The organism is Streptomyces sp. NPDC033174 (assembly GCF_055577795.1).
This window is the reverse complement of the sequence record NZ_JBVIPQ010000003.1, coordinates 294,254-320,079: the sequence shown is the minus strand read 5'-3', so window position 1 is coordinate 320,079 and position 25,826 is coordinate 294,254. Positions and strand designations below refer to the sequence as shown.

General features: G+C 72.0%; 25 protein-coding genes. 12 read left to right on the top strand and 13 right to left on the bottom strand.

Annotated features, from left to right (window positions below; translation table 11 throughout):
* From ACZ5VC_RS11600 to ACZ5VC_RS11585, 4 genes are all read right to left on the bottom strand, one after another.
* Nucleotides 1–2,271, bottom strand: a complete 2,271-nt coding sequence (locus ACZ5VC_RS11600; protein WP_469119869.1) for an NHLP family bacteriocin export ABC transporter peptidase/permease/ATPase subunit — start codon at nucleotides 2,269–2,271, stop codon at nucleotides 1–3.
* Nucleotides 2,268–3,074, bottom strand: a complete 807-nt coding sequence (locus tag ACZ5VC_RS11595; protein ID WP_469119868.1) for a biotin/lipoyl-containing protein — start codon at nucleotides 3,072–3,074, stop codon at nucleotides 2,268–2,270. The genes ACZ5VC_RS11600 and ACZ5VC_RS11595 overlap by 4 nt, the downstream gene beginning before the upstream one ends.
* A gap of 188 nt (nucleotides 3,075–3,262) precedes the next feature.
* Complete coding sequence (locus tag ACZ5VC_RS11590) at nucleotides 3,263–3,493, bottom strand: type A2 lantipeptide (protein ID WP_469119867.1); 231 nt, start codon at nucleotides 3,491–3,493, stop codon at nucleotides 3,263–3,265.
* Nucleotides 3,494–3,958: 465 nt separating this feature from the next.
* Complete coding sequence (locus ACZ5VC_RS11585; RefSeq protein WP_469119866.1) at nucleotides 3,959–4,438, bottom strand: RrF2 family transcriptional regulator; 480 nt, start codon at nucleotides 4,436–4,438, stop codon at nucleotides 3,959–3,961.
* A 198-nt stretch (nucleotides 4,439–4,636) separates the two neighbouring features.
* Between ACZ5VC_RS11585 and ACZ5VC_RS11580 the strand changes: the two genes are divergently transcribed.
* Together ACZ5VC_RS11580 and ACZ5VC_RS11575 are read left to right on the top strand one after the other, a co-directional pair.
* Complete coding sequence (locus ACZ5VC_RS11580; RefSeq protein ID WP_469119865.1) at nucleotides 4,637–7,330, top strand: FAD/NAD(P)-binding protein; 2,694 nt, start codon at nucleotides 4,637–4,639, stop codon at nucleotides 7,328–7,330.
* A gap of 37 nt (nucleotides 7,331–7,367) precedes the next feature.
* Nucleotides 7,368–7,853, top strand: coding sequence for a GNAT family N-acetyltransferase (locus tag ACZ5VC_RS11575; RefSeq protein ID WP_469119864.1), 486 nt, complete (start codon nucleotides 7,368–7,370; stop codon nucleotides 7,851–7,853).
* A gap of 236 nt (nucleotides 7,854–8,089) precedes the next feature.
* On the opposite strand, the gene ACZ5VC_RS11570 is transcribed toward ACZ5VC_RS11575, so the two are convergent.
* Nucleotides 8,090–8,245: a hypothetical protein gene (locus ACZ5VC_RS11570; RefSeq protein ID WP_469119863.1), complete on the bottom strand. Its 156-nt coding sequence runs from the start codon at nucleotides 8,243–8,245 to the stop codon at nucleotides 8,090–8,092.
* Nucleotides 8,246–8,343: 98 nt separating this feature from the next.
* Nucleotides 8,344–9,630 (bottom strand): Tm-1-like ATP-binding domain-containing protein, encoded by a 1,287-nt coding sequence (locus ACZ5VC_RS11565; RefSeq protein WP_469119862.1) that lies wholly within the window; start codon nucleotides 9,628–9,630, stop codon nucleotides 8,344–8,346.
* Between the two features lie 745 nt (nucleotides 9,631–10,375).
* Between ACZ5VC_RS11565 and ACZ5VC_RS11560 the strand changes: the two genes are divergently transcribed.
* From ACZ5VC_RS11560 to ACZ5VC_RS11520, 9 genes are all read left to right on the top strand, one after another.
* Entirely contained in the window at nucleotides 10,376–11,377 is a 1,002-nt protein-coding gene (locus ACZ5VC_RS11560; protein WP_469119861.1) for a TauD/TfdA dioxygenase family protein, read from the top strand.
* Nucleotides 11,378–11,479: 102 nt separating this feature from the next.
* A complete protein-coding gene (gene ssuE / locus ACZ5VC_RS11555; RefSeq protein ID WP_469119860.1) occupies nucleotides 11,480–12,034 on the top strand; it encodes an NADPH-dependent FMN reductase in 555 nt (184 codons plus the stop codon).
* A gap of 94 nt (nucleotides 12,035–12,128) precedes the next feature.
* Nucleotides 12,129–13,166 carry an ABC transporter substrate-binding protein gene (locus tag ACZ5VC_RS11550; RefSeq protein WP_469119859.1) on the top strand — a complete coding sequence of 346 codons (1,038 nt, stop codon included), beginning with the start codon at nucleotides 12,129–12,131 and terminating at the stop codon, nucleotides 13,164–13,166.
* Nucleotides 13,167–13,169: 3 nt separating this feature from the next.
* Nucleotides 13,170–14,006 carry an ABC transporter ATP-binding protein gene (locus ACZ5VC_RS11545; protein ID WP_469119858.1) on the top strand — a complete coding sequence of 279 codons (837 nt, stop codon included), beginning with the start codon at nucleotides 13,170–13,172 and terminating at the stop codon, nucleotides 14,004–14,006.
* Nucleotides 14,003–15,040 carry an ABC transporter permease gene (locus ACZ5VC_RS11540; RefSeq protein ID WP_469119857.1) on the top strand — a complete coding sequence of 346 codons (1,038 nt, stop codon included), beginning with the start codon at nucleotides 14,003–14,005 and terminating at the stop codon, nucleotides 15,038–15,040. The genes ACZ5VC_RS11545 and ACZ5VC_RS11540 overlap by 4 nt, the downstream gene beginning before the upstream one ends.
* A gap of 60 nt (nucleotides 15,041–15,100) precedes the next feature.
* Nucleotides 15,101–16,453, top strand: a complete 1,353-nt coding sequence (locus ACZ5VC_RS11535; protein ID WP_469119856.1) for an LLM class flavin-dependent oxidoreductase — start codon at nucleotides 15,101–15,103, stop codon at nucleotides 16,451–16,453.
* A complete protein-coding gene (locus tag ACZ5VC_RS11530; RefSeq protein ID WP_469119855.1) occupies nucleotides 16,450–18,024 on the top strand; it encodes an FAD-dependent oxidoreductase in 1,575 nt (524 codons plus the stop codon). The genes ACZ5VC_RS11535 and ACZ5VC_RS11530 overlap by 4 nt, the downstream gene beginning before the upstream one ends.
* Nucleotides 18,021–18,389, top strand: a complete 369-nt coding sequence (locus ACZ5VC_RS11525; RefSeq protein WP_469119854.1) for a 4Fe-4S binding protein — start codon at nucleotides 18,021–18,023, stop codon at nucleotides 18,387–18,389. Before ACZ5VC_RS11530 ends, ACZ5VC_RS11525 begins: the two co-directional genes overlap by 4 nt.
* A gap of 212 nt (nucleotides 18,390–18,601) precedes the next feature.
* Entirely contained in the window at nucleotides 18,602–20,293 is a 1,692-nt protein-coding gene (locus ACZ5VC_RS11520) for a hypothetical protein (RefSeq protein WP_469119853.1), read from the top strand.
* A 108-nt stretch (nucleotides 20,294–20,401) separates the two neighbouring features.
* On the opposite strand, the gene ACZ5VC_RS11515 is transcribed toward ACZ5VC_RS11520, so the two are convergent.
* The 3 genes from ACZ5VC_RS11515 to ACZ5VC_RS11505 all read right to left on the bottom strand — a co-directional run bounded on the left by ACZ5VC_RS11515 (nucleotide 20,402) and on the right by ACZ5VC_RS11505 (nucleotide 21,699).
* Nucleotides 20,402–20,776, bottom strand: coding sequence for an STAS domain-containing protein (locus ACZ5VC_RS11515; protein ID WP_469119852.1), 375 nt, complete (start codon nucleotides 20,774–20,776; stop codon nucleotides 20,402–20,404).
* 136 nt (nucleotides 20,777–20,912) lie between these two features.
* Nucleotides 20,913–21,116, bottom strand: coding sequence for a cold-shock protein (locus tag ACZ5VC_RS11510; RefSeq protein ID WP_468707720.1), 204 nt, complete (start codon nucleotides 21,114–21,116; stop codon nucleotides 20,913–20,915).
* A gap of 235 nt (nucleotides 21,117–21,351) precedes the next feature.
* Nucleotides 21,352–21,699, bottom strand: coding sequence for a MerR family transcriptional regulator (locus ACZ5VC_RS11505; protein WP_469119851.1), 348 nt, complete (start codon nucleotides 21,697–21,699; stop codon nucleotides 21,352–21,354).
* A 546-nt stretch (nucleotides 21,700–22,245) separates the two neighbouring features.
* On the opposite strand from ACZ5VC_RS11505, the gene ACZ5VC_RS11500 reads away from it, so the two are divergent.
* Nucleotides 22,246–22,623 carry a hypothetical protein gene (locus tag ACZ5VC_RS11500; RefSeq protein ID WP_468707718.1) on the top strand — a complete coding sequence of 126 codons (378 nt, stop codon included), beginning with the start codon at nucleotides 22,246–22,248 and terminating at the stop codon, nucleotides 22,621–22,623.
* Between the two features lie 110 nt (nucleotides 22,624–22,733).
* Here the strand turns inward: ACZ5VC_RS11500 and ACZ5VC_RS11495 are convergent, their stop codons facing one another.
* From ACZ5VC_RS11495 to ACZ5VC_RS11480, 4 genes are all read right to left on the bottom strand, one after another.
* Nucleotides 22,734–24,224 (bottom strand): DEAD/DEAH box helicase, encoded by a 1,491-nt coding sequence (locus tag ACZ5VC_RS11495; protein WP_469119850.1) that lies wholly within the window; start codon nucleotides 24,222–24,224, stop codon nucleotides 22,734–22,736.
* 147 nt (nucleotides 24,225–24,371) lie between these two features.
* A complete protein-coding gene (locus ACZ5VC_RS11490) occupies nucleotides 24,372–24,575 on the bottom strand; it encodes a cold-shock protein (RefSeq protein ID WP_053661143.1) in 204 nt (67 codons plus the stop codon).
* 268 nt (nucleotides 24,576–24,843) lie between these two features.
* A complete protein-coding gene (locus tag ACZ5VC_RS11485) occupies nucleotides 24,844–25,170 on the bottom strand; it encodes a hypothetical protein (protein WP_469119849.1) in 327 nt (108 codons plus the stop codon).
* Between the two features lie 105 nt (nucleotides 25,171–25,275).
* The gene (locus ACZ5VC_RS11480) at nucleotides 25,276–25,641 is read right to left on the bottom strand and encodes a hypothetical protein (protein WP_469119848.1); all 366 of its coding nucleotides are present in this window, start codon (nucleotides 25,639–25,641) and stop codon (nucleotides 25,276–25,278) included.
* Nucleotides 25,642–25,826: the final 185 nt, after the last annotated feature.

The window sequence follows — 25,826 nt, the reverse complement described above, 5'->3', positions numbered from 1 at the left end:
TCAATGCTCCTTGACCAGGTCGGCGTACGGCCCGGCCGCGGCGATCAGTTCCTCGTGCCGGCCGCGTTCGACGACCGTGCCGTGGTCGAGGACCAGGATCTCGTCGCTGTCGCGGACCGTGGTCAGCCGGTGGGCGATGACGACGCACGCGCAGCCGCGCCGCCGCAGATTGTCGATGATGAGGCGCTCGGTCTCGGCGTCCAGGGCGCTCGTGACCTCGTCGAGGACCAGGATGCTCGGCCACCGCACCAGCGCCCGCGCGATCTCCAGCCGCTGCCGCTGCCCGCCGGAGAAGTTGCGGCCGTCCTGCTCGACCCTGCTGTGGATGCCCTCGGGCCGTCGCTCGATCACGTCGAGGAGTGCGGCGTCCTGGAGGGCGGCGACGACGGCCTCGTCGGGGATGGACGGGTCCCACAGCGCCACGTTGTCGCGGACCGTGCCCTCGAAGAGGAAGACGTCCTGGTCGACGAAGGAGACGGAGGCGGCCAGCGCGCTGCGGGGAATGTCCTCCAGCCGCTGCCCGTCGATGCGGATCGTTCCTTCCCAGGGGCTGTAGAGACCGGAGATCAGCCGTGACACCGTGGACTTGCCGCTGCCGGACCCGCCGACGAGCGCGATCTGCCGGCCCGGCCCGACCGTCAGGGAGAAGCCGCTGAGCAGCGGCTTGTCCAGGGGGCTGTAGCCGAAGGTGATGTTGTCGAGGGTCACATGGCCCTTGAGCCTGCGGGTGCCCGCGTCGGGTTGGGGGCGTCCGTACAGCGTGTCGACGGGGAAACTCTCGACGTCCTTGAGACGGGCCACGTCCGCGGCGAAGTCCTGGATCCTGCCCGCCACACCGTTGAGCCGGGTGATCGGGGCGGTGAAGCGGGTCACCAGGGCCTGGAAGGCCACGAGCAGACCGATGGAGATGTGCCCCTCGACGGCCCGCAGACCGCCGATCCAGAGGATCAGGGCGCTGTTGACCGTCGCGAGGGTGGGGGCGACCACGGCCAGGACGGCGCTCGGCACGCCCAGCCTCTGCTGCTCCTCCAGCGTGGTGGCGTGCTGTCCGGCCCAGCGCCGGAAGAAGCCGTTCTCGCCGCCGGTGGCCTTCATCGTCTCGATCAGCAGCAGGCCGGTGTACGACGTGTTGGTCAGCCGGGCGCTGTCCGCGCGCAGCTTCTGGGTGCCGGTGGCACGCAGCCGGATCACGACGCGCATCGCCACCACGTTGAGGAGGGCGATCAGCACCCCGACGACGGTCAGCTGCGGATCGTACGTCCACAGCAGCACGGCGTAGAGGAGCACCACGACCCCGTCCACACCCGCGGCGGCCAGGTCGCGTGCCAGTGTCTCGGCCACGGTGTCGTTGGACTGGAGGCGCTGCACCAGGTCGGCCGGGCTCCGCTGGGCGAAGAAGGTGACGGGCAGCCTCATCAGGTGGCGCAGGAACCGCGCGCTGCTGAGGGTGGACGAGATGATCCGTCCGCGCAGCAGGTTCGCCTGCTGGAGCCCGGTCAGTACGGCGGTGAGGGCCAGGAGCGCGGCCATCGAGGCGAAGAGCGGCCCGAGCAGCGAGGTCTGCCGGCCGATCAGGAACAGGTCGATGTACGTGCGGCTGAGCGCCGGCAGCGCGGCGCCGACGGCGACGAGCAGGAGGCTGGCGAGGAGCGTGGCGAGCAGGGTCCCGGTGGTCCCCCGCAGGCGCGCGGGGATGGCGCGCAGCACTCCCGGCTTGCGGCCGCCCGGCCGGAAGGACGCGGTGGGCTCGAAGACCAGCGCGACGCCGGTGAAGCTGGTGTCGAAGTCCTCCGTGGTGACGAAGCGGCGGCCCTTGTCGGGGTCGTTGATGTGCACACCTCGGCGCCCGAGCTTGCGCCCCATGCCGTCGTAGACGACGTAGTGGTTGAACTCCCAGAAGAGGATGGCCGGCGGCCGCACCTCGGCGAGCGCCGCCGGTTCCATCTGCATTCCCTTGGCCTGCAGGCCGTAGGCGCGCGCCGCCTTCAGGACATTGCTCGCGCGCGACCCGTCGCGGGAGACACCGCAGGCGATCCGCAGTTCCTCCAGCGGTACGTGCCTGCCGTAGTGGGCGAGCACCATGGCGAGGGCGGCGGCGCCGCACTCCACGGCCTCCATCTGGAGGGTCGTGGGGGTGCGCACGGCCCTGGGCTTCTTGGCCGCCGGGGTACGGGCGGGCCGCCCCCGGGCCGCCCGGCGGGGGCTGGGGGCGTTCTCCGGGCGATGCCTTCCCCGGGTGGCCGGGGGCAGTTGGCGCTGCGGTGTGGTCATGGAAGCAGCCAATCGATCGGGTGCTGCTCGGCGAGGCGTACGGCGCCGCTGACCGGGGTCATGGAGTCGACGGTGTACGGCGGCCCGTCGACGGACGACCACACGTACCCGGACTTCGTGCGCGGCGAGGCCTCCAGCCGGACGAGGATCGCGACGGGCCGGCCCTGCCGTGAGAACTGCTCACCGAGCTCACCGCTGCCCAGGAAGTCCGTGATGCGCCGGCGGGACTCGGCGGCGCGGCCGACGGCCTTGACCCGCCCGCGCAGCACTCCGTACTGCCGCGACGCCACCGACTGCACGGTGAGGTCGACCGCCGCGCCCACGGGCACGGTCGCCCCGCTGTCGCCCGGCACGTAGAGCACGGCCATCAGGGGGTCGTCGGCGTCGTCGATCCTTTCCACGGCCGCGACTTCCGCTCCGGTGGTGACCACGGTGCCGATCCCGGCGACCAGAGCCGTCAGGCGGCCCGCAGCGATGGTGCGGACGACGGCGTTGCCCCTGTCCGTACGGACTTTCAGCAGCGGCATGCCTGCGGACACCCGCTCGCCCTCCTTGGCCAGTACCTCGACGACCTGCCCGGCCACGGGGCTCTGCAGGACGTAGCTGCCCTGCGCGTGAGTGAGGACGCCGGGTGCGGAGAGGGTGGAAGCCACGGTCCCGGTGACCGCCCACGCCGAAGCGGCGATCATGACGAGGACCGTGACGGTGAGAACGAGCCAGCCCTGGGGGCGGGCGAAGCGCACCGGAAGATCGAGGTCCTCCGGGGACTGCAGTTTGGAAAGGGCCTGTTGGCGGAACTGCACGACACTCTTCCCTCAACTGCCATGAAAGATGGATCGCTTGGGCCTCCACGAGGGAGGCGGTGGGGGGCGTGTGCCCCGGACCAGGACGGTTCCGGGGCACACGACGCGGCTGCCTTGTCGGCAAGGAGGGGTCGCCGACGGGCCGCGATCACCACTCGACAGGTGCCGCGGGGCGGCACCCGAGCGACTCAGACGCCGGCAACCGTGGCGGTAGCGAGGCCCGCGATCGGCGCGGTGTTGAGGCCGGTGACGCCCTCGACGGTGCCGATGGCGGTGGCGGCCAGCGGGCCGGCCAGCGGGACGATGCCGTCGGCCGCGGCGGTCGTGTGGCCGACGACGCCACCGAGGAGACCGCCGGACACGTTGTCCAGGTCGCTGTCGGAGATTTCCTGGGTCTCAACCTGGGGGATGAAGTTCATGATGTGAGTTTCCCTTCACATGGATATGACGAAATAGCCGCGAACTCCCTTGCCGGACAGGCGTTGCCCGTCCTTGCCGGGATTTCCGCGGTGCGCTGGATCAAAGCACGTCAGCGCATTGCGCAGCCAGTCGGGCAACTCCTTCCACGGGCACATCCCGGCCCCCGAATTACCTTCGTGTGCACACGCGTTCATAGGAGGGTGCCAGCTTCTTCACACGATCACCCGACTCGACTCCGCGGCACGGGCACGCCCCTGATCTGGAATAAGACATTCCGGCGCAGAGGGGCCATGACCTCGCCCGGTCAACGACCGTCGTCGACCCTGCCCTTGGGAGACGGTGTGCCGCCTGCGTATTCGGTGTGCAGATTGGGCGCCGGGAGCGGGACGTCGCATTCGCCCGGTCTCCGGGGGAAAGAAGCCCGATGCCCCGGGAGGGAAACATGACCGCATGGCGAAGGTGTTTCACTGCTGGGGCGGATGCGAGGGATAGGTTCGGACGTCGTCGTTGTACTCGCGGGCCCGCTCCCTGACCAGATCGGGAAGATGCCCCGACGCCAGATCCGCCAATGTGGTGCCTTCGAGAACGTGACGCAGACTCGCCCGCACGGCACGCCACACATCCGGCATCGGCGCCGCCGCTCCCTGGTACTCGAGGCCCGTCAGCTTCAGGTCGCGCACGCTGACCAGAGGGCCGTCCATCGCCCGGATGACATCAGCGAGGGTGATCTCCGCCGGCGGCCGGGTCAGGGCGTAGCCGCCGTCGGGGCCGCGCACGCTCCTCACGAGCCGCGCCTGGCGCAACTCACTGAGGACGACGAAGAGAAAGCGGACCGGGATGTCCTGGCGGCCCGCGATGTCCTCCGCCTTGAGCGGCCGGTCCGAAGAGCAGGCCAGCTCGGCCATGGCCCGGACGGCGTAGTCCGTTCTCGCTGAGATCCTCACGGCCTCAATGTCTCACGGGTGGCGCGAGGGCGGCCGGGTCGCCGAGGGACGGATCCGGGGCGGACGGCCAGGAGGGGACGGCCACGGCATGGGCCGGGTGGCCGAATCGGGGTGTCCGAGAACGGCATTGTCCGTTCACATTGTTCATCGACATAGTGAACTTCACCTGCAACGCCCGCTCCCGAACCGGAGGTAGCCGTGGTGCCCCCTCAACCCCGTACAACCGTCGCAGTCGTCGGCGTGGGGGCGGCCGGCGCCCTGGTCGCCGTCCAGCTCTGCGAGACGGCGGCGCGACGCCGCACCCCGCTCGATCTCGTACTGATCGATCCGGCGGCGGAGGCCGGACGCGGTACGGCGTACTCCACCGAGGTCCCGGCGCACCGGCTCAATGTGCCGGTCGGCGGGATGAGTTGCTACCCGGACGACCCCGGTCACTTCCAGCGCTGGCTCTGCCGCCACGGCGAGTCCACGGTCACCGCGGCCGACTTCGCCTCCCGGTACCGCTTCGGTTCCTACCTCGCCGACACTCTCGGGCGCGCCATCATCACGGCCCACGGCACCGTCGCCGTGCGGCGGCTGCGCACCATGGCGACGAGCTGCGCGCCCACGGCCGACGGGCGGACGGCCCTGGGTCTCGCCGACGGCGGGCAGGTCACGGCGGACAGCGTGGTCCTCGCCACCGGCCCGGCGGCCGGCACCGCTGCCTGGGCACCGGCGGAGCTGCGTACGAGCGACCGGTTCATCGCCCGGCCCTGGGCGCCGGGCGCGCTCGACGGAGTACCGGACGCCGACGACGTCCTGCTGGTCGGCACCGGACTCACCGCCGTCGACCTGGCGCTCGTCCTCGACCGGCCCGGCCGCACGGTGCACGCGCTCTCCCGCAGCGGGCTCGTACCGCAGCCCCACGCGGTCGCCCCGCTGCCGCCCGTACCCCCGCCGCCCGGCCTGACGGACCTGCCGCTCCCCCGTCTCCGTGCGGTCCTGCGGCGGCACCTGGCCGCCGCCGTGCGCGACCACGGTGACTGGCGCCCCGCGCTCGACGGACTGCGGCCCCACATCGCCAGGCTGTGGCAGGGCCTCAGCGACGACGAACGCACCGAGTTCCTGGGCCGGGACGCCACGCTGTGGAACGTGCACCGGCACCGGATGGCGCCCGCCACCTCCGAGGCCGTGAGCCGGGCACGGTCCGCCCGCCGGCTGCGGGTGCACGCCGGCCGCGTCGCCTCGGCCCGGCCCCTCGACGACGGCCGACTCGCCGTGTCCCTCGCCGACGGCCGGGAACTGCGCGTCGGCTGGGTGGTGGACTGCACCGGGCCCGGGCTGCGCACCGACTCCGGCGGCGACCCTCTGTGGAGCGGGCTGCTCGCCGACGGTCTCGCCGTGCCGGGTCCGCTGGGCATCGGCGTCGCCACCGACGGCGGCCGGCTCCTCGACGCCCGCGGGCGCGCCGAGCGGCCGCTGTTCACGCTGGGTGCGCCCCGCCGGGGCGAACTGTGGGAGACGACCGCGATCCCGGAGATCCGGGCACAGGCCAGGGCCGTGGCCGAAGCGGTCCTCGCCCCGCTCGCCGGCGCTCCCCGCACCGCCCGCCGCCGCCCCACGGACCAGTTCGGGCTGCCGCTGTCCACGCACGCGGCGGCCGCGGCCTCGTTCCGCACCGGCCTCGCCCGGGTCGTCACCGTACGGGCGAAGGCGGCCGACGCGTTCACGCGGGCCACCGAACTCGACCCCGGCTTCGCCCTCGGGCACGCCGCCCTCGCCCTGCTGGGCCACGAGTGCGGCGCGGACGTCGACGTGCCCCGGGCGCTGGCCGACGCCCAGCGCAGCGCCGCCGAACGCGGCGACGAGCGTGAGCGCTCCTTCGTGGACGTCGTCACCCGCCGGATCCACGCCCCGGGCGGCAATGGCGGGGACGGGGACAAGGCGCTCGTCGGACACCTCGACCGCTTCCCCGGCGACGCGCTCGCGCTCAGTACCGCGGTGCCCACCATCGCCTTCTCCGGTGTGGGCGATCTCGACGGGCGGCTCGCGCAGCGGCTGGTCGAGCGCACGGCGCCCGCGTACGAAGGCCACTGGTTCCACACCTCCCTGCTGGCCTTCCTGCGCCAGGAGCAGGGCCGCGTCGACGAGGCGGGCGCGCTCGCACAGCAGGCGCTGGCCTGCGAACCCGCTTCCGGTCACGCCGTCCACGCGCTCGCCCATGTCCACTACGAGTCGGGCCGGCACCACGTGGGCAGGGACTGGCTCGACGGCTGGATCACCGGCCACGGCCGCGGCGCGGTCCACCGCGCCCACTTCTCCTGGCACGTCGCCCTGCACGAACTCGCCCTCGACGATCCCGCGGCGGTGCGCCGGCGCTGGTTCGCGCAGCTCGCCCCGCGCCAGGTCAATGGTGTGCGGGCGCTGGTGGACTCGGGTTCGCTGCTGTGGCGGGCGCGGATCTGCCAGAGCTGGACGGGCCGGATGCCCGTGGAGGGTGTCCTCGACGCGGTGGCCCGCGATCTGGTCGAGCGGCCCGCGACGGCGTTCACCGCCCTGCACAGCGCCGTCGCGCTCACCGCGGCCGGTGACCTTCCGGCGCTGCGCCGCCTGCGCGCCCACGCGGCCCGGGCCGACGCCGTGCAACAGGACGTCGTCGTCCCGCTCTGCCATGCCCTCGAAGCCGTACTGGAAGAGCAGTGGGCCACCGCCGTCCAGGGGCTGCGCGCGCTGCTGCCGACGCTGCGGCGGGTGGGCGGAAGCGCGGCACAGCGCGAGATCGTCGAGGAGACCCTGCTGTACGCGCTGGTGGAGGCGGGTCACAGCGACACCGCCCGCCACCTCCTCGAGGAACGCCTCGACCGCCGTGCCTCCCCTCTCGACCGCCGACGGCTGGCCGATCTTCCTCAGTGACCGGTCCCGCGCGGCACCCAGTACGTAGGGTGGCCCCATGCCTGAACTTCAGCGTCTCCGTCCCGACCACGCCCCGGCTCTTCTCGCCTTCGAGCGGGCGAACCGCGCCTACTTCGCCGAGTCGGTTCCGGACCGCGGGGACGACTACTTCGCGTCGTTCGACGAGCGGCACGCCGCACTGCTCGCGGAGCAGGAGGCCGGGGTGTGTCACTTCCACGTACTGGTGGACAGCGAGGGCGAGATCCTCGGGCGGGTCAACCTGGTCGACGTCGAAGCGGGTTCGGCCGAGCTGGGGTACCGGATCGCCAAGAGTGCCGCGGGCCGGGGGCTGGCCACGCGTGCGGTGCGTCAGGTGTGCGCGGTGGCGGCCGCCGACTACGGTCTGCGCACGCTGACGGCCGAGACGACGACCGACAACCCCGGTTCGCAGACGGTGCTGGCCAGGACCGGGTTCGTGCCCGTCGGCGAGATCGTGCTGGACGGCCGACCGGGAATCCGTTACACGCGGGCCCTCGGGGACTGAGGGTTCGCGTGTGAGCCGGTCCTGACGGTCACCGGACGGGCCCCCCGCCCGCCCGCGGGTCGCACGCGCGTGTGCGGGGGCTCGGGTGCCCGTTGCCGCGTACTGAGAGCCTCGCGGCCCGGCAGGGCTCCCTGCCGGGCCTCACCGGGCCGCGAGCGTACGGCGGGGGCGTCCTGCGCGACGCCCCGGTGCCGCACCGGTCGTGGGCTGGGGTTCCCCTCCTCGCCGCTGTACTTCTAGTCGTCGCTGCGGACGATGTTCCCCTCGGTGTTCGCCTCGGGCGGACCACCGGGCCCCTCGCCCTTCCTCACGATCGCCGGACGGCAGGTGCGTACACGCTCCCGCTCCGGAATCTGACGCTCCATCGGCTCTGTGTGTGTCACCGTGTCCACGGCCGACATCTCCTCGGTTCATGCCGCGTGCGGGGCCGCGTTCCTCGGGTCACTCCGCGGGCGGCGCCTCGAAGAGCGGGTACCCGCCCCGGAGCGGGTCACTCATGGCCTCTGCGCTGCGCCCTGCCGGTGTCCGCCACCGGTGATCGACCGGTGATCATCCGGTGCAGCAGATCCGAAGCGGCGCGGCCGAACGAGGGGTCGTTGATGTGCGTGTCGATCTCGACCACCTCGACGCCGCTGCCCCGCAGGCCCTCCCGTACGGCGGTGAACAGCGCCTCGTCCGCGACCGGGTCGTGGTACGGGCCGCCGGGCGCGCCCAGCGTGGAAAGCCCGCGCAGGGGCAGGCACACGGCGGCTGGTCCGATGGCGGTCAGGAGCTTCGCCGCGACGCGCCTGCCGAGCTCCGCGCACTCCTTCGCCGTGGTGCGGACGACGGTGATGGAGGGGTTGTGCACGCGCGGCTGACGGTCACGGACCCGGACGGGCACGGTGTCGGCGGGACCGAACTTCACCATGTCCAGCGCGCCGGGGCTCACGACCTGCGGGAGACCCCGGCGCCCGGCTGCGAGGAGCCGGTCGGGCCCGGCGGTGAGGATGCCGCCGCAGAGGTCGTCGGCGAGCTCGCTGAGGGTCAGGTCCAGTACGCCGGCGAACAGCCCCTGCCCGGCGAGCGCTTCGAGGGTGCGGCCGCCGGCGCCGCTGGCGTGGAAGACGAGGACCTCGTACCCGTGGTCCGTCATCCGCTCGCGGGCCGCGTCGACGCCGGGTGTCGTCACTCCCGCCATGCTGGCTGCGATCAATGGCCGCTCGGGGCCGCTCTGTTTCGCCGGGCGGGGTGTGCGGGCCGTGGCGGCAAAGCCCTTCGCCATCCCCGCGACGGCGTTGGCGGCGTTGGCGAGGACGGGTGCCGACAGTCGATTGATTCCGGCGATGTCGACCACGCTGTACATCATGGTGATGTCGCTGGAGCCGACGTAGGCCGAGACGTCACCGGAGGCCATCGAGGAGACCATCACCTTCGGCAGTCCGAGCGGCAGTTCCCGCATCGCACGGGTCGCGATGGAGGTGCCGCCGCTGCCGCCCAGCGCCAGAACGCCGTGCAGCCGGCCCTCCCGGTGCAGGCGCAGCACGGTCTCGGCGGCGCCCCGGGCCATCGCCGTCACGGCCGCGCCCCGGTCGCCCTCGGCCCGTAAGCGCTCCAGGTCGGCTCCGGCGGCGCGGGCCACCTCGGCCCGCGTCACGTCGGCGGGTATCCGCGGCGTGCCGATCACCCCCGCGTCGACGACCAGGACGCGGACGCCGCGCCGCAGCAACCGCTCCCGCAGCCATCCGTACTCCAGCCCTTTGGTGTCCAGGGTGCCCACCAGCACAACGTTCGCCATGCCGGTACTGTCCGGCGAACTTCCCGGAGCGACAAGGGCGTGGCTGCGGCACGCCACTGGCGCCTTTGGCGCGCGGCGAGGGGTCGTCGCCGGGCCGCCGCCGTTCGAGGACGGTGCGCAGAGCGTGCGGATGACATGGGCCGGGTCGGCCTCGCACCGGCTGTCGCCCCTCCCGCGAGGGCCGGGTCGGCGGAGTGTCACGGGCTTCCTTCCTCCCCATGACGTGCCATGGCCGGGACGTTTCGGTGGCGTGAAATCGCCGGTGCCCGGGCGGGGAGCCGCCGATGGCTCGAAACGATCGGTGCGCATGACCGTACGGCTGTCGAAAGCCGCAGTTCGCAGGCGGTGTCGAGGGCCCAGCGGCGGTGTTGCGAGGTGCGCCTCGCCACCCCCGATCCACCCCGGTAACCCCTGCTCGACAGGCGTTGGACCGGCCTTGACCGTGGTGGCGGGACACTGCCACGCTCCGGGCCATGTCCGTGACGAGCGATTCCGCCGCGCGGCTCCACGACCGGTACCGGCCTCTCGCGCCGGAGGCGTGTACGAGCCGCTGTACAGCGCTGCCGTACGCCTGACGCACGCCCTGCCCGTCCGGGCCCGTCACCGCTCCGGCTCCCGGGGTGACCTCGGGACGCATCACTTCCGCTGCGACATGAAATCCCGCCGTGCTCACGAGCGCCGCCTCCTCGCCGTCCCGTTGCCCACGCGCCGGGCCGCCGGGAGGCCGGCCGAAAGGACCAGCATCATGACATCGACGCTCTCGACCACCGACCATGTCCGCACCGAGCAGGAGACGGCCGACCGTGCCCCCACCGAGGCATCCGTCGGCACCGGCCCGGCGGTGCGGCGGATCGGGGGGCGGATCGGCGCCGTGATCTCCGGCGTCCGGCTCGGCGGCGACCTCCCTGCCGACACCGTGGCCGCCCTTCGCGCCGCGCTGCTGAAGCACAAGGTCGTCTTCTTCCAGGGGCAGGACCACCTCGACGAGGACAGCCACGAGGCGTTCGCCCGGCTGCTGGGGACCCCCGTCGCCCACCCCACGGTTCCCTCGGCGGACGGGCGTTACTCGCTCGGCATCGACTCGGAGCACGGCGTACGGGCCAACGAGTGGCACACGGACGTCACCTTCGTGCCCGCATATCCCGCGTTCTCCGTGCTGCGCGCCGTGACCGTCCCGCCCTACGGCGGCGACACCCTGTGGGCCAACACCGCCGCGGCCTACGAACACCTTCCCCAGCCGCTGCGGACCCTGGCCGACGCCCTGCGTGCCGTGCACTCCAACGAGTACGACTATGTGGCGCTGCGCCCCGACGCCCTGCCGGAGGCAGTCGCCCACTACCGCGAGGTCTTCACGTCCACCGCGTTCCGCACCGAGCACCCGGTGGTGCGCGTCCACCCGGAGACCGACGAACGCGCCCTCCTGCTGGGCAACTTCGTGCAGCGCGTCAGCGGTCTGTCCGGCGCCGACTCCCGCGCGCTGGTGGATCTCTTCCAGTCCCACATCGAGCGCCCGGAGAACACCGTGCGCTGGCAGTGGCAGACCGGTGACGTCGCGATCTGGGACAACCGCGCCACCCAGCACTACGGCGTGGACGACTCCGACGACCACGAGCGCAAGCTGCGCCGCGTGACCGTCGACGGCGACGTGCCGGTCGGGGTGGACGGCCGCGCCTCGGAACTGCTCTCGCCGGAGACCGTGCCGGAACCCGCGTTCGGTGTCGCCTCGGGGGCCTCCACCGGCTCCTGAGACCGGCTCGCCCGGGATGCCACCTCCGGGTGGCCCCCGCGGCTCGCCGCTCCCCCGCTTCCCCGCACCACGAAGAACGAACGACCCATGAAGGAGCCCGCGTTGACCACCCTCGTCGCGATATCCGGAAGCCCGGCCGCCACGTCCCGCACCGCCCTGCTGCTGGACCACGTCGTCCGGCGGCTGTCCCGCGCGGGGCTCGACGCGCAGCACTTGGCCGTACGGGACCTTCCCCCGGTGGAGCTGCTGGCCGGACGCACCGACCATCCCGCACTGCACGACGCACTGAGCCGGGTCGAGGCGGCCGACGGCGTCATCATCGCCACGCCGGTGTACAAGGCGTCGTACACGGGACTGTTGAAGTCGTTCCTCGATCTGCTGCCGCAGGCCGGCCTGGCGGGCAAGACGGTGCTGCCGATCGCCACGGGCGGCAGCCTGGCGCATGTCCTCACCCTCGACTACGCCCTCCGTCCGGTGCTGTCCGCGCTCGGTGCGCGGCATGTCGTCGCCGGCCGGTTCCTGCTCGACACGGCGATCGAGCGCCGGCCGGGCGGCGGGGTCCGGCTGCCGGCCGAGGTGGAGGACGAACTGTTCCGCGCGGTCGAGGACTTCGTCGGAGCCCTTCCCGCGCCTCCCGTCCTCAGCGCCGTGTCCTAGCCGGACGCCGCCCCCCTCACCCTCCGCCCCCACTCCGCCCCCACGGTCTTAGCGCTTCCGCGCCCCCTGCCCCTCCCGAGAAGGAACCACCACCATGTCCACGTTGACAGGCACATCCCGACGCCATTTCCTCACCCTGCTCGGAGTCTCGGCGGCCGCGGTGAGCTGCGGCCGGGCCTCAGCGGGGGGAAGCGTCTCCCCTTCGGCGCAGACGAAGACCCTCAAGTACCAGGGCTGGGCGGGCCAGGTCACGCTTCCCGAACTGGCCGAGAACCTCGGCTACTTCGGAGACGTGAAGCTGGAGTGGATCGGCAACACGATCAGCGGGCCGCAGGACATCCAGTCCGCGGCCACCGGCCAGACGGACTTCGGCGGCGCGTTCAACGGCGCGGTGGTCAAACTGGCCGCCGGCAAGGCTCCCGTCAAGGCCGTCATCAGCTACTACGGTTCCGACCGGTACGCCTTCAGCGGCTACTACGTACGGGAGGACAGCCCGATCCGCACGGCCCGTGACCTCGTCGGCAAGAAGGTCGGGATGAACACCCTCGGTGCCCATGCCGAGGCGATGCTCACGCTCTACCTCCAGCGAAACGGTCTGTCCCGGGGGGAGATCGACAAGGTCCAGTCCCTGGTGGTGCCCCCGGTCAACACCGAGCAGTCGCTGCGCCGCAAGCAGATCGACGTGGCGGTACTCAGCGGCATCCTGCGCGACAAGGCCCTCGCGACGGGCGGCATCAGGCCCCTGTTCACCGATCATCAGCTGCTCGGCGCGTTCAGCGCGGGGACCTATCTCATGACCGACCGCTTCCTCAAGCGCAACCCGGACACGGCCCGCACCTTCGTCACGGGTGTCGCGAAGGCGATCGAGTGGGCCCGCACGACTCCGCAGAAGGACGTCGTGGCCCGGATGACCGACATCGTCCACAAGCGTGGGCGCAACGAGGACACGGCGGCTCTCAAGTACTGGCGTTCCTACGGCGTCGCCGAGACGGCCGGCCGGATCACGGACAAGGAGTTCCAGCTGTGGATCGACTGGCTGGACGAGCGCGGCGACATCAAGAAGGACCGGATCAAGGCGTCCGACCTCTACACCAACGAATTCAACGGGTACGGCAAGGGAAGCGGGAGCTGAACCATGGCCGAGACCACCACACCGAAGATCGTTTTCGAGCGGGTCCGCAAGACGTTCCCGGTCAGGGAGCGCGGAGCCGCCCGGTCGGGAGGTGACTTCACCGCGCTCGACGGTATCGATCTGACGATCACGGCGGGCGAGTTCGTCGTCGTCGTCGGGCCCAGCGGATGCGGCAAGTCGACCCTCCTCGACCTCCTGGGCGGTCTCACCCGGGTCACGTCGGGGCGGATCCTGCTGGACGGCGAGCCGGTCACCGGGCCCGGCGTCGACCGCGGCATCGTCTTCCAGCAGTACGCGCTGCTGCCCTGGCGTACGGCGCAGGGCAACGTCGAGTTCGGTCTCGAGGCGATCGGTGTGCCGCGCCGGGAACGCGCCGAGCAGGCGAGGGCCCATCTGGAGCTGGTCGGACTGTCCGGCTTCGAGGATCGGCATCCGCACGAGCTGTCGGGCGGTATGCGCCAGCGGGTCGCCATCGCCCGCAGCCTGGCCTACGACCCGGACGTGCTGCTCATGGACGAGCCCTTCGCGGCGCTCGACGCGCAGACCCGGGAATCCCTGCAGGACGAACTCCTGCGGATCTGGCAGCGCACGGGCAAGACGATCGTCTTCATCACGCACGGCATCGAGGAGGCGGTCTACCTGGGGCAGCGGGTGGCAGTCATGACGTCCCGGCCGGGCCGTGTCAAGGAGGTCGTGCCCATCACGTTCGCCTCCCGCACCGAGACGGACGATCTGCGGTCGAGCCCTGAATTCGCGCGATACCGGCACCGGATCTGGGGGCTGTTGCACGACGAGGTGGCACGGGCCCAGCAGTTGGAGAAGGAAGGCGTCGCCGCATGAGTACCGGAACGGATACGAGTACGACGGCCGGCCGTGCCACCGCGGCCGTCCCGACCCTGGAGAAGGGTCCCGACCGGCCGGAGAACACGGCCCCGCAAGAGGCCGGCGCGCCGGGGAGGGCCGGCGCTCAGGAGAACACCGTCGCTCCTGGGAGGGTGGGCGCGGGCGGCGCCCCGGCTCCGGGCGAGGACCACCGGGGCGCGCCCGGCGCCGGGCATCCGGTCGCGCGGGTGGCCGCGCACCGGCTGCGGCGGGCACTGCGCCGGACGGCCCGTTTCCTGCTGACCGCGGCCACCAGGTCGGCCGCGATCGTGGCGCTGCTGGTCGTCTGGGAAGCGGCGCCCCGGCTGGGTCTGGTCGACGCGATCTTCCTACCGCCGTTCAGTGAAGTGGCCGGTGCCTGGTGGGAGTTGGTGCTCGACGGGCAGCTCGCCGACAACACCGCCGCGAGCTTGGTGCGCTCGTTCAGCGGATTCGGTCTGGCGGTCGTCGCCGCCGTACCGCTCGGGTTGCTGATCGGCTGGTACCGGCCCGTCGCGGACCTGCTCGGACCACTGCTGGAGGTGTTCCGCAACACCGCGGCGCTCGCCCTGCTGCCGGTCTTCGTCCTGCTGCTGGGGATCGGCGAGACCTCCAAGATCTCCATCGTGGTCTACGCCTGCGCCTGGCCGATCCTCCTCAACACGATCAGCGCGGTCCGCAACGCCGACCCGACCCTGGTGAAGCTGGCCAGGTCGATGGACCTGTCCGCCCCCCGGCTGTTCCAGAAGGTGATCCTGCCGTCGTCGGTTCCGGCCATCTTCACGGGCATCCGACTGGCTGGCGCCGTGTCGATCCTGGTGCTGGTGGCCGCCGAGATGATCGGCGCCAAGGCAGGGCTCGGCTATTTGATCAACAACTCGCAGTACAACTTCGCGATCCCGCAGATGTACGCGGGCATCGTCACGATCTCCGCCATCGGCGTGATCTTCAACCAGGTGCTGGTCTCCCTCGAGCGGCGGCTGAGCTCCTGGCGGGTGCCGACCGCGGACTGACCCGCGGCCCCCGCGCCTCTCCCGTCTCTCCTGCTCCCACTGATCCTCCTGAGGACTGTCATGACGTCGCACCCCCGCCAACTCCACCTCAACGCCTTTCTGATGGGCGCCGGCCACCACGACGCGGCCTGGCGCCACCCCCGCACCCAGCCGGAACGCGTCACCGATCTGCGCTACTTCCAGCAGCTGGCGCAGACCGCCGAGCGCGGCAAGCTCGACTCGATCTTCTTCGCCGACGGTCTGGCCCTGTGGGGCAAGGTCCGGCACAACGCGCTCGGCGGCTTCGAGCCGCTCACGCTGCTGTCCGCGCTGGCGGTGGTGACCGAACGCGTCGGCCTGATCGCCACGGTCTCCACCACCTTCAACGAACCGTTCCACACCGCCCGGAAGTTCGCTTCCCTCGACCATCTGAGCGGCGGCAGGGCCGGCTGGAACATCGTCACGTCCGGCAGTGTCGACGAGGCCCGCAACTTCGGCCTGGAGGAGCACCTGGAACACGGCCTGCGCTACGAGCGGGCCCGGGAGTTCGTCGATGTGGCGACCAAGCTGTGGGACAGCTGGGAGGACGACGCCATCGTCCTCGACCGCGAGAGCGGGGTCTACGCCGACACCGACAAGGTGCGGCGGATCGACCACCGCGGCGAGCACTTCGGCGTCCAGGGGCCGCTCAATGTGCCGCGCACCCCGCAGGGCCACCCGCTGCTCGTCCAGGCCGGCTCGTCGGAGGACGGCAAGGAGTTCGCCGCTCGGTACGCGGAGGCCGTGTTCACCGCCCAGCAGACCCTCGCCGACGGGCAGTCCTTCTACAAGGACCTCAAGTCCCGGCTGGTCAGGTACGGCAGGACCGAGGACGCGCTGAAGGTCCTCCCCGGAATCTGCCCGGTCATCGGCTCCACCGAGGCGGAGGCCCGCGCCCTGGAGGAGCAGCTGACGGAGCTTCAGGTCCCCGAGTACGGGCTGGCTCAGCTGTCCGGCATGGTCGGCGTGGACCTGAGCGGGCTGCCCCTGGACGGCCCGCTGCCGGAGCTGCCCGAGGAGCGGGACATCAACGGCAACAAGAGCCGCTTCACCCTGGTCGCCGAGCTCGCCCGGCGCGACGGCCTCACCCTGCGGCAGCTGATAGCCCGGCTCGGCGGCGGCCGTGGCCATCGCGTGTTCGCGGGCACACCGGAGCAGATCGCGGACCAGCTGGAGGAGTGGTTCACCCAGGGGGCGGCGGACGGCTTCAACATCATGCCGCCGCACCTGCCGGGCGGCCTGGAGGACTTCGTCGACCAGGTGGTGCCGGAACTGCAGCGCCGGGGCCTGTTCCGTACGGAGTACAGCGGGCGCACCCTGCGCGACCACTACGGCCTGCCCCGGCCCGCCAACCGGTTCGCCCGACCCGCCGACGCCGAAGGGCGGACCGCGTGAACGCGCTCTCGCTCACCACGGACGTCCTCGTGGCCGGTGGCGGACCGGCCGCCACCTGGGCCGCTCTCGAGGCGGCACGGGCCGGCGCCGATGTCGTCCTCGCCGACAAGGGGTACTGCGGCACCAGCGGCGCCACGGCATCGGGCGGCACCGGCGTCTGGTACGTCCCTCCGGAGCCCGCGGCACGCGAGGCAGCCATGGCGAGCAGGGAGGCGCTCGGCGGCCATCTCGCCGACCGGCGCTGGATGGGCCGGGTCCTCGACGAGACCTACGACCGGATGAACGAACTGGCCGCCGACGGCCGTTACCCCTTCCCCGTCGGCCCCGACGGCACCCAGCTGCGCAATGGTCTCCAGGGGCCTGAGTACATGCGCCGGATGCGCGTACGGGTCCAGCGCGCGGGTGTGCGCGTCCTCGACCACAGTCCGGTCACCGAACTCCTCACCGACGGTGCGGGAGCGGTCGCCGGGGTGGCCGGATTCCGGCGTCAGGCCGGGCACTCCTACCGGGTGCGTGCGGGCGCGGTCGTCCTCGCGACCGGCGGCTGCGCCTTCCTCAGCGGGGCGCTCGGCTGCAATGTGAACACCGGGGACGGGGCGCTGTTCGCCGCCGAGGCGGGCGCGGAACTGTCCGGCATGGAGTTCTCCAACGCCTACGGCATCGCGCCCGAGGGCACCTCGGTCACCAAGACCGCCTTCTACAGCTTCGCGACCTTCTTCCACGAGGACGGCTCGGTTCTGGAGGGAGCGGCGAGTCAGGGAGGGCGCTCGGTCATCGCCCGGGCGCTGCTGAGCGAGAAGGTGTACTGCAGGCTGGACCGCGCCGACGAGGCGGCGCAGCGGGCCATGCGGCTGGCCCAGCCGAACTTCTTCCTCACCTTCGACCGGCTCGGCATCGACCCCTTCGGGCAGCGGTTCGCGATCACCCTGCTCGCCGAGGGAACGGTGCGCGGCACCGGCGGGATCCGGGTCATCGGCGACGACTGCGCCACCACCGTGCCCGGCCTGTACGCGGCCGGGGACGCCGCCACCCGGGAGGAGATCTGCGGCGGCTTCACCGGCGGTGGCAGCCACAACGCGGCCTGGGCGATGTCCTCGGGCAGCTGGGCGGGTCGGGGCGCGGCTCGGCACGCCCTCGCGCTGGGCGGCCTGTCGGGAACGCGCAGGACCGTGCCGCTGGGCGGGGCGGGCCTGCGGCCGACCGGGACACCCGGCTCCACGGGCGATTTCCGGGAGGTCGTCACCGCCGTGCAGGGCGAGGTGCTGCCCTACGAGAAGAACTACCTGCGGCACGGCGACGTGCTGACGGCGTCCCTGCGGGCCCTGGACGAGACCTGGTCCCGGCTGCGCGCGGCTCTGCACGCCGAGGGCGGGGATGTCGTCCGGGCGAGGCAGGCGGCGGCCATGGCCGCGCACGCCCGCTGGATGTACCACTCGGCTCTCGCCCGTACCGAGTCCCGGGGCATGGCCAGGCGCCTGGACTTTCCGGCGCAGGACCCGCGCCGGCACCACCGCATCGTGACAGGCGGGCTGGACCGTGTCTGGAGCAGGCCGGTGGCGGTGGCGTCGTGATCGAACTGGTCTCGGCGGAGCGCTGCATCGCCTGTGACAAGTGCGTCAAGGTCTGCCCGACCAATGTCTTCGACCGGGGGGAGGACGGCGTTCCGGTGCTCGCCCGGCAGGAGGACTGCCAGACCTGCTTCCAGTGCGAGGCGAACTGTCCGGTGGACGCCCTGTTCGTCGCGCCGCTGACCCGGCCGCTCCCCGACGATCCGGCCGCGCGGGACGAGGAGCGGCTGGATCGGGACGGCCTGCTCGGCAGCTACCGGCGCCACATCGGCTGGGGCCACGGCCGCACACCCGGCGCACTGCTCGCGATCGGTCCCCCGCTCGGCCCGCCTGGCGCGAAGGGCGGCTCACCGCCGATCACTTCGTGACCTCGGGAGGCCGGGGCGGAAGGCGCCACGCGCGGCCCGTACTACTGCGCCCGGACCGTCCTTGTCGCCCCGTCGGCCCATCGGGAACGTCTCCGGAGTGCGCACGGCTCCGAACTGCGCACTAGTTGTACCCAAGTGTGCGCTTTCCGGCGCAGCACAAGGCAGACACATGGTGAACGCCTACCGGATGTTCCACGAACGGAGCCCGCGCCATGACCCCCGATCCCTTCAAGGCCGACTCGGCCGAATACGACCCAGAGCACCCCGCCAGGCCCGCCCCTCCGCAGGACCCGGCGTTCGCCGTACCCGGCTACCCGGCGGCGGCGCCCCCCGTCCCGCCGCCCGACCCGGCGTACAACCCGTACGCGGCGTCGGCACCCGCCGTCCCGCCGCCGGACCCGGCCCACGCGGTACCCGCCTACCCGGCGGCGGCGCCTCCGGTGCCCCCGCCGGACCCGGCGTACGGCGCTCCGGTCGACCCGACGGCGGCCGCGCCCACGCCGTACACCCCTCCCCCGCCGGCCACGCCCCCCGGCGTGCCGCGCATCCCGCTGGTGGCGGCCGCCCCGGCCGGACCCGACCGCCCGGACGAGCTGGTCCGCGACCGGCCCGCCGAGACGTACCCGGCGTGGACGCCGCAGAGCTGGAACGACACCCCGGCGCGGCAGGAGCCCGCCGCGGACCCCTCGCCGTACTCCCAGGGCACGTCTCCGTACTCCACCCCGTACGGCACCCCGGACTCCAGCCAGGTCACCCAGCTGGAGCTGGACACGGAGGCGGACACCAAGCCGGAGCTGGACCAGGAACTGGACCAGGAGCTGGAGAGGGAACTGGCAAAGGAGTCGGACCGGAAGAGCGTCTCTGAGCACGAGGAGCGGGAGAAGCAGGAGAAGCGCGAGAAGGAGGAGCGCGAGAAGGAGCGCGAGAAGGCCGAGGCGCGCGAAGAGGCGAGCGACACCACGGCCGCCCCGAAGGACGAGGCCGGCATCACGGCGGACCTCATCGCCGCATCCGTGGCGGACAACGGAGAGGAGCCGATACACACCCTCCTCTGGACGGCAGCCACCGAGCGCCCGGTGCCCGAGGTGGCCGCCCTGGTCGCCCGGCTCCAGCGGACGGGCGAGCTGTCCAGCCCCGCCGACGTGGCGCTGCGCGCCGCCGCCGTCTCCCGTCCGCTGGACGAGGTCCGGCAGCTGGTCGCGCTGCTCAACGAGTCCGGTTACGACCTCCACCAGGCCGAGACCACGCTGCGTGCCGCGGCCGTGGGCCGGCCGATCGACGACGTCGTGGCGCTCGTGAGCATCCTCGGCACCGACAGCAGCGACTGGCGTCCCCTCCCCATCGAACTGCGGGAACCCAAGCCCGTGCCCGGCGACGGGGACCGCCTGCTCGGCAACCGCGTCGAGAAGAAGGAGGACGCCGCCTCCCCGAAGCGTTCGAAGTGGTCCGCGACGTGGCCCATGTCGGCCCTGGACGGCGCACTGGCCGCCGGCCCCGGCAGTCACACCGTCTCGGCGGCGCTGGGCTCGACGCTGCGCTTCCCGGCGGGGCTCCTGCTCTTCGTCTGCGGTCTCCTCCACCTGCCGACAGCGAGCCTGCGCTCGGGCGGTTTCGCCGAGACGCTGTCCATCGCCGTCACCGTGCTCTGCCTGCTGTGCGGCGCATGGCTCGCCCTGCGCGACACCGTGCTCGCCTGGGCGGCCGCCGCGGGACTCGCCATCGCGCTCATCGCGGTCCACGCGGTCGCGAGTGCGCGCGGGGTCGATCTGCTCGGCAGCAGTCTCGGCGATTCGTTCGGCGCGGCGAAGCCAGTGGTGTTCATCAGCGCCGTGGTGGTCGCCGTCCTGGCGGTCGCGGCCGTGGCTCAACGCACGAAGTCGGCCGGAGCGACGACCAGCGTCTGACCGTCAGGCGTTCCTCGTCCACCGGCATATCCGCCCGGGCAGCACCCCGCTGCCCGGGCGGAAGCGTTCCCGCTCCGGTCCTCCGGAGCCGGAGCGCCGGCCGCGTCCCTACACCGCGCCCGCCGGACGCGCGGCGGCGGCCGCGTGCAGGAGCCGCTCGACCGAGGGCGACCGGTGTCCCAGATGGAGCCGGCGGCCCCGGCATGACCACCACTCCAGGACATGGAGGAATCCGGAGTCGCAGAAGGAGACCCGGGAGGCGTCCAGAACGAGGTCCGTGCAGCCGGCGGCTGCCGCCGACGTGAGCAGGGACCGCAGCGGACGGGCGCTGAAGTGGTCGATCTCGCCGGTCAGATGGACTTCCACCGTGTGCTCGCCACGGTGGACGCAGGAGTGGACCACCAGGTCGCCGGGCGCCGCGGCGGCGCCGCTGTCGTGCTCGGCGGTGCGGGGCAGTATCGGGCTTGTGTTTGAAGTACTCACGTCCCCCTCAACGCCCGGTGGGCGGGGAGAGGACACGACCTCGGGGGACAACGTCCCCCGTACGATGCAACGGGCTGGGGCCCGCACCCGAAGGTGCGGGCCCCAGCCGCGTGGAGCGTGTGTGTCGTCGCCGGCCCTAGGCGGGGACGATGTTCTCCGCCTGCGGGCCCTTCTGGCCCTGCGTGACGTCGAAGGTGACCTTCTGGCCCTCCTGGAGCTCACGGAAGCCGGAGGTCGCGATGTTGGAGTAGTGGGCGAAGACGTCCGCGCCGCCGCCCTCCTGCTCGATGAAGCCGAAGCCCTTTTCCGCGTTGAACCACTTCACGGTGCCTGTAGCCATGTCTTGTCTCTCCTTGAACGGGGCAGTGCCCTGGGTCCGCACTGTGCGGACCGCGCGTCGCCGCGATGATTACCCCGTCCGGAAACAGCACCGGAGATAGAAACACGCACTTCCCGGCAGAAAAGCCGACAAGAATGAAGTCTTTGGGAACCACACTGCAACTGTGACGAACCGTAGCACGGCGCAATCGATCAGGCACGTACAGTCACACCCCTCCGGCCGGAACCGTGGGCGGTCAGGAGTCGGCCGCTCCGCTCGACCCGGCCACCGAACGGCGCAGCCGCTCATTGAGACCGAGGGCCTCTTCGAGCTGGTCCTCCAGGATGACGATCCGGCAGGCCGCGTCGATCGGCGTGCCCTGGTCGACGAGTTCGCGCGCCCGGGCGGCGATGCGCAGCTGGTAGCGGGAGTAGCGGCGATGGCCGCCCTCGGACCGCAGGGGGGTGATGAGGCGGGCTTCGCCGATCGCCCGGAGGAAACCGGGCGTGGCGCCGATCATCTCGGCGGCCCGGCCCATGGTGTAGGCGGGGTAGTCGTCATCGTCGAACCGGTCGGTGGCGGACTGGGTGGATTCTTGGGGCATTTGCACCTCTTCTGGGACGCGTCGAGGGGCCCCGGTGCCGTACGGCACCGGGGCCCCGAGGGGTTTCAACACCATCTACCGGCGCCGCGCGCCGGGCTTCGTCTTCCGCACTGCCGCCCGAACGGGCGGGGGTGCGGGGTTCGTGGATGCTTGACCGGGGACCACCTTCCAATCCGGGGTCTGCGGTACCCGAGCGGAGCTGACCTCGCTCGGGCGATCCTGATGGCGCGCACTCCTCTCACTCACTCAACTTCTCGGGTGGTACTGCATTCTTCGGTACTGCGCGGCCGCCCCGTCGGGCGGCCCGGCCCGGCAACCAGCCACGGGACCTTCACACACTTCCTGGCCCCAGGACTCCGCTGCCGTGCCGTCGTGCGGACTTCTTGGCTACGTGAGGAACTCTAGTAACCGAAGAGGCGAATGTCTACCTTCGCCAAGGTAGATATCTGGCGGCACATGGGCGGGGTTCGACGCGCGGCCCGGCCTGCCCGCGCCCGCCCGCCCCGGGGCCCCACCAGGGCCGCCCCGGCAGTAGACTCAGCGCTCATGTCGAACCCTGATGAACTGCTCGTCGACATCGCCGCACGGGTGGAGTCGGAGCACAGCAATCAGATGTCCCTCACCGTGGTCGTGCCCGGTGCTGTCATCACAGGACGGCTGGCCCCCGAGGCCCTCTGGAGACAGCGTGTGGCGGAGGTCCTCAAGGACTCCGACCGGCTGGGGGCCTTCGCCACCGTCTTCATGCCCACCGAGGCGGAGAGTCGGGCGCGCCGGCACCACGAGCCACCCACACATCTGCACTTCCATGTCGCGCGGATTCTCCAGGGCAGCCTGGGCATCCCCGAGACCGGCGGCATGTACCGCATCTCCCTCAGGGACGTCAGCGCCTGGACGGTGGGAGACGTCAGCTACTCCGACAGCTGACCGCGACCCCGTTCCGCAGCCCCGTGCCGCACGGGGACAACACCAAGGGCCCGACCGGATACCGGTCGGGCCCTGATCACTGCATGAGTACTGGCCGCACAGCCCGGGCGCTACGCGACGGTGTCAAGACCCCGTCGGCCCGAGGCCGGGCTCGCCGTCCTCGCCGAACCGCCGGAGCGCCGCGCCTGGGCGGGGCGGCTGCGGCGGCCACGGGACGAGGACGCGCTGCGCTTGGGGCGGTCGGTCACCGGCGCGGTGATGATGACGGGCACCCCGGACGGGGCCTGGGCGCCGGTGATCCGGCTCAGCTCGGCCTCGCCGGAGCGGACCTGGGTGATCTGCGGCGTGATTCCGGCGTCCACCATGAGCCGGGCCATGTCGCGGCGCTGGTTGGGGGTGACCAGGGTGACGACGCTGCCGGACTCGCCGGCCCGGGCGGTGCGGCCGCCGCGGTGGAGGTAGTCCTTGTGGTCGCTCGGCGGGTCGACGTTCACGACGAGATCGAGGTTGTCGACGTGGATCCCCCGGGCCGCCACGTTGGTGGCGACCAGCACGGTCACGTGCCCGGTCTTGAACTGGGCGAGCGTCCGGGTGCGCTGCGGCTGGGACTTTCCGCCATGCAGCGCCGAGGCGCGCACACCGACGGCGAGGAGATCCTCGGTCAGCCGGTCGACGGCATGCTTGGTGTCCAGGAACATGATCACCCGGCCGTCGCGTGCCGCGATCTCCTTGGTCGCCGCGTGCTTGTCCGCGCCGTGGACGTGGAGCACGTGGTGCTCCATGGTGGTCACCGCGCCCGCCGAGGGGTCGACCGAGTGGACCACCGGATCGGTCAGGTAACGGCGGACGAGCAGGTCGACATTGCGGTCCAGGGTCGCGGAGAACAGCATCCGCTGGCCCTCGGGGCGCACCTGGTCGAGCAGGGCCGTGACCTGCGGCATGAAGCCCATGTCGGCCATCTGGTCGGCCTCGTCCAGGACGGTGATGGCAACCTGGTTCAGACGGCAGTCGCCTCGGTCGATGAGGTCCTTGAGCCGTCCCGGCGTGGCGACGACGACTTCGGCGCCGCCGCGAAGCGCGCTCGCCTGGCGGCCGATCGACATACCGCCGACCACCGTGGCCAGGCGCAGCATCAGCGACCGGGCGTACGGGGTGAGCGCGTCGGTGACCTGCTGGGCCAGTTCCCGGGTGGGTACGAGGACCAGGGCCAGCGGCTGACGGGGTTCCGCGCGCTGTCCGGCGGTGCGGGCCAGCAGGGCGAGACCGAAGGCCAGGGTCTTTCCGGAGCCGGTACGGCCCCGGCCCAGGACGTCACGGCCGGCGAGGGAGTTCGGCAGCGTCGCCGCCTGGATCGGGAACGGCACGCTCATGCCCTCGGACACCAGGGCGGCCAGCAGCGGAGCGGGCATGTCGAGGTCCGCGAAGGCCGCGGCGGGGGGCAGGGCGGGCGTGTGGGTCACCGGCAGGGCGAACTCGCCCTTCGGCGCGCTGGAGCGGCGCCCGTAGCCGCCGTTGCCGCCGGAGCGGGTGCGGGAGTAGCGGTCGTTCGTCCGAGTGGTGCGACTCGGGGCCGTGCGGGTCGTACGGGTACTGCGGTTCATGCGGAACCTCCTCGATGCGGCGCGTATCGAGGATTCCGGCAGCGGTGGGCCGCACGGAGCTTCACAAGAACGAGCCGGAAACAAAACGAGCTGGGGCCCGCACCCATGGTGCGGGCCCCAGCTACGTGGAACGCGTCGGCGTCAGCCTTAGGCGGGAACGATGTTCTCCGCCTGCGGGCCCTTCTGGCCCTGCGTGACGTCGAAGCTCACCTTCTGGCCTTCCTGGAGCTCACGGAAGCCGGAGGTGGCGATGTTCGAGTAGTGGGCGAAGACGTCGGCGCCGCCGCCGTCCTGCTCGATGAAGCCGAAGCCCTTTTCCGCGTTGAACCACTTCACGGTGCCAGTAGCCATGTCATATCTCCTTTGACGGGGCAGTGCCCTGGGCCCGCACTGTGCGGACCCGGCGTCGCCGCGATGATTACCCCGTCCGGAAATACACCGGAAATAAAAAAGTGCTCCTACTGGCACTGGGGGCCGATAGGGGCACTTGAAGTCTTTGGGAACCACAACTGCAACTGATAGTGAAGGTAGCACGCGATGCCGGCGGTGTACAGGATTCCCATTGCTGCGGCCGCGCTCCGGAAGAGTGCGGCCGGACAATTCTTTGCCACCGCGATCGCTATTTCTCCATCGGCCGCGGGAGATATTTCCATCGGTCCGGGCGCCGGCCCAGGCGCCGCACCGGATTTCGGCGCAGCCGGAACACCGCGCCCGGGGCCCTCCCGACGGGCAGGCCGAGTTCGGTCAGAAGGCCGGCCGGGACATACCGCCTCGCGCTGCCGTGGTGGTCCAGCCCCCGGTCGGTCTCCTCCCGCAGGCCGGGATGGATCTTCGGCTGCATGCGGTGGCCCACTGCCCGGACCAGTGGCTCCAGCGTGTCCGGGGCGGCGCCGGGCACGGCGGGGGCCGCTCCCCCTTCCAGGTCGGGCACCAGGTGGTCCACCACGATCAGCGGTATCCGGTTGCTGTTCTCGTACGGCGTGAGCCGCTCCAGGACCCGCTCGGTGCCGACGCGCGCGCTTTCTGTCGTGCGGACGAACCGGGGGCGGCTTCATCGGTCGCCGGTCGGTAGAGGCCGTCGCCATGGGCGCCGGTGCCGGAACGCGAGGGCCTCCAGGGCCGGCAGAGCGACGGCTCCGACCGCGCCGCCCAGCCGCAGGCCCGGCGGCCGGGGGAACATGTCGCCGTCCGCCTCGCCGAGCAGCAGCCTGCGCCAGTAGGCGTGGTACGGCAGGTACTGGTTTCCCAGGTCGACGATGTCGCGGGTCGTGGGCCCGTAGGGGTGGCTGCCGGCCAGCAGTCCGCCAAGACAGAGGACCGCGCAGGTCAGCACGGCGGCGCTCACTGTGGGGGCGCGCACGGCAGCGATGGCCGGTCGCCCGCCCTGTCCGGGCTCGGCCTCGACGGCAGGGGGCACGCGTCCTCCGGGGGGTGTCGGCATGGCGCGCGGATGCGCGCGGTCCCGCCGGCTCACCGCAGGGGCAGGACGGCCATTACCGCCGATCCGGGTGGCACGCGTCCGATCACCGGACGGACGCGGAGGGCGCTGGAGGTGAACTCCGGGTGCCCCCGGCCGCGAGGCGCGACGGGATGGCGAGACCG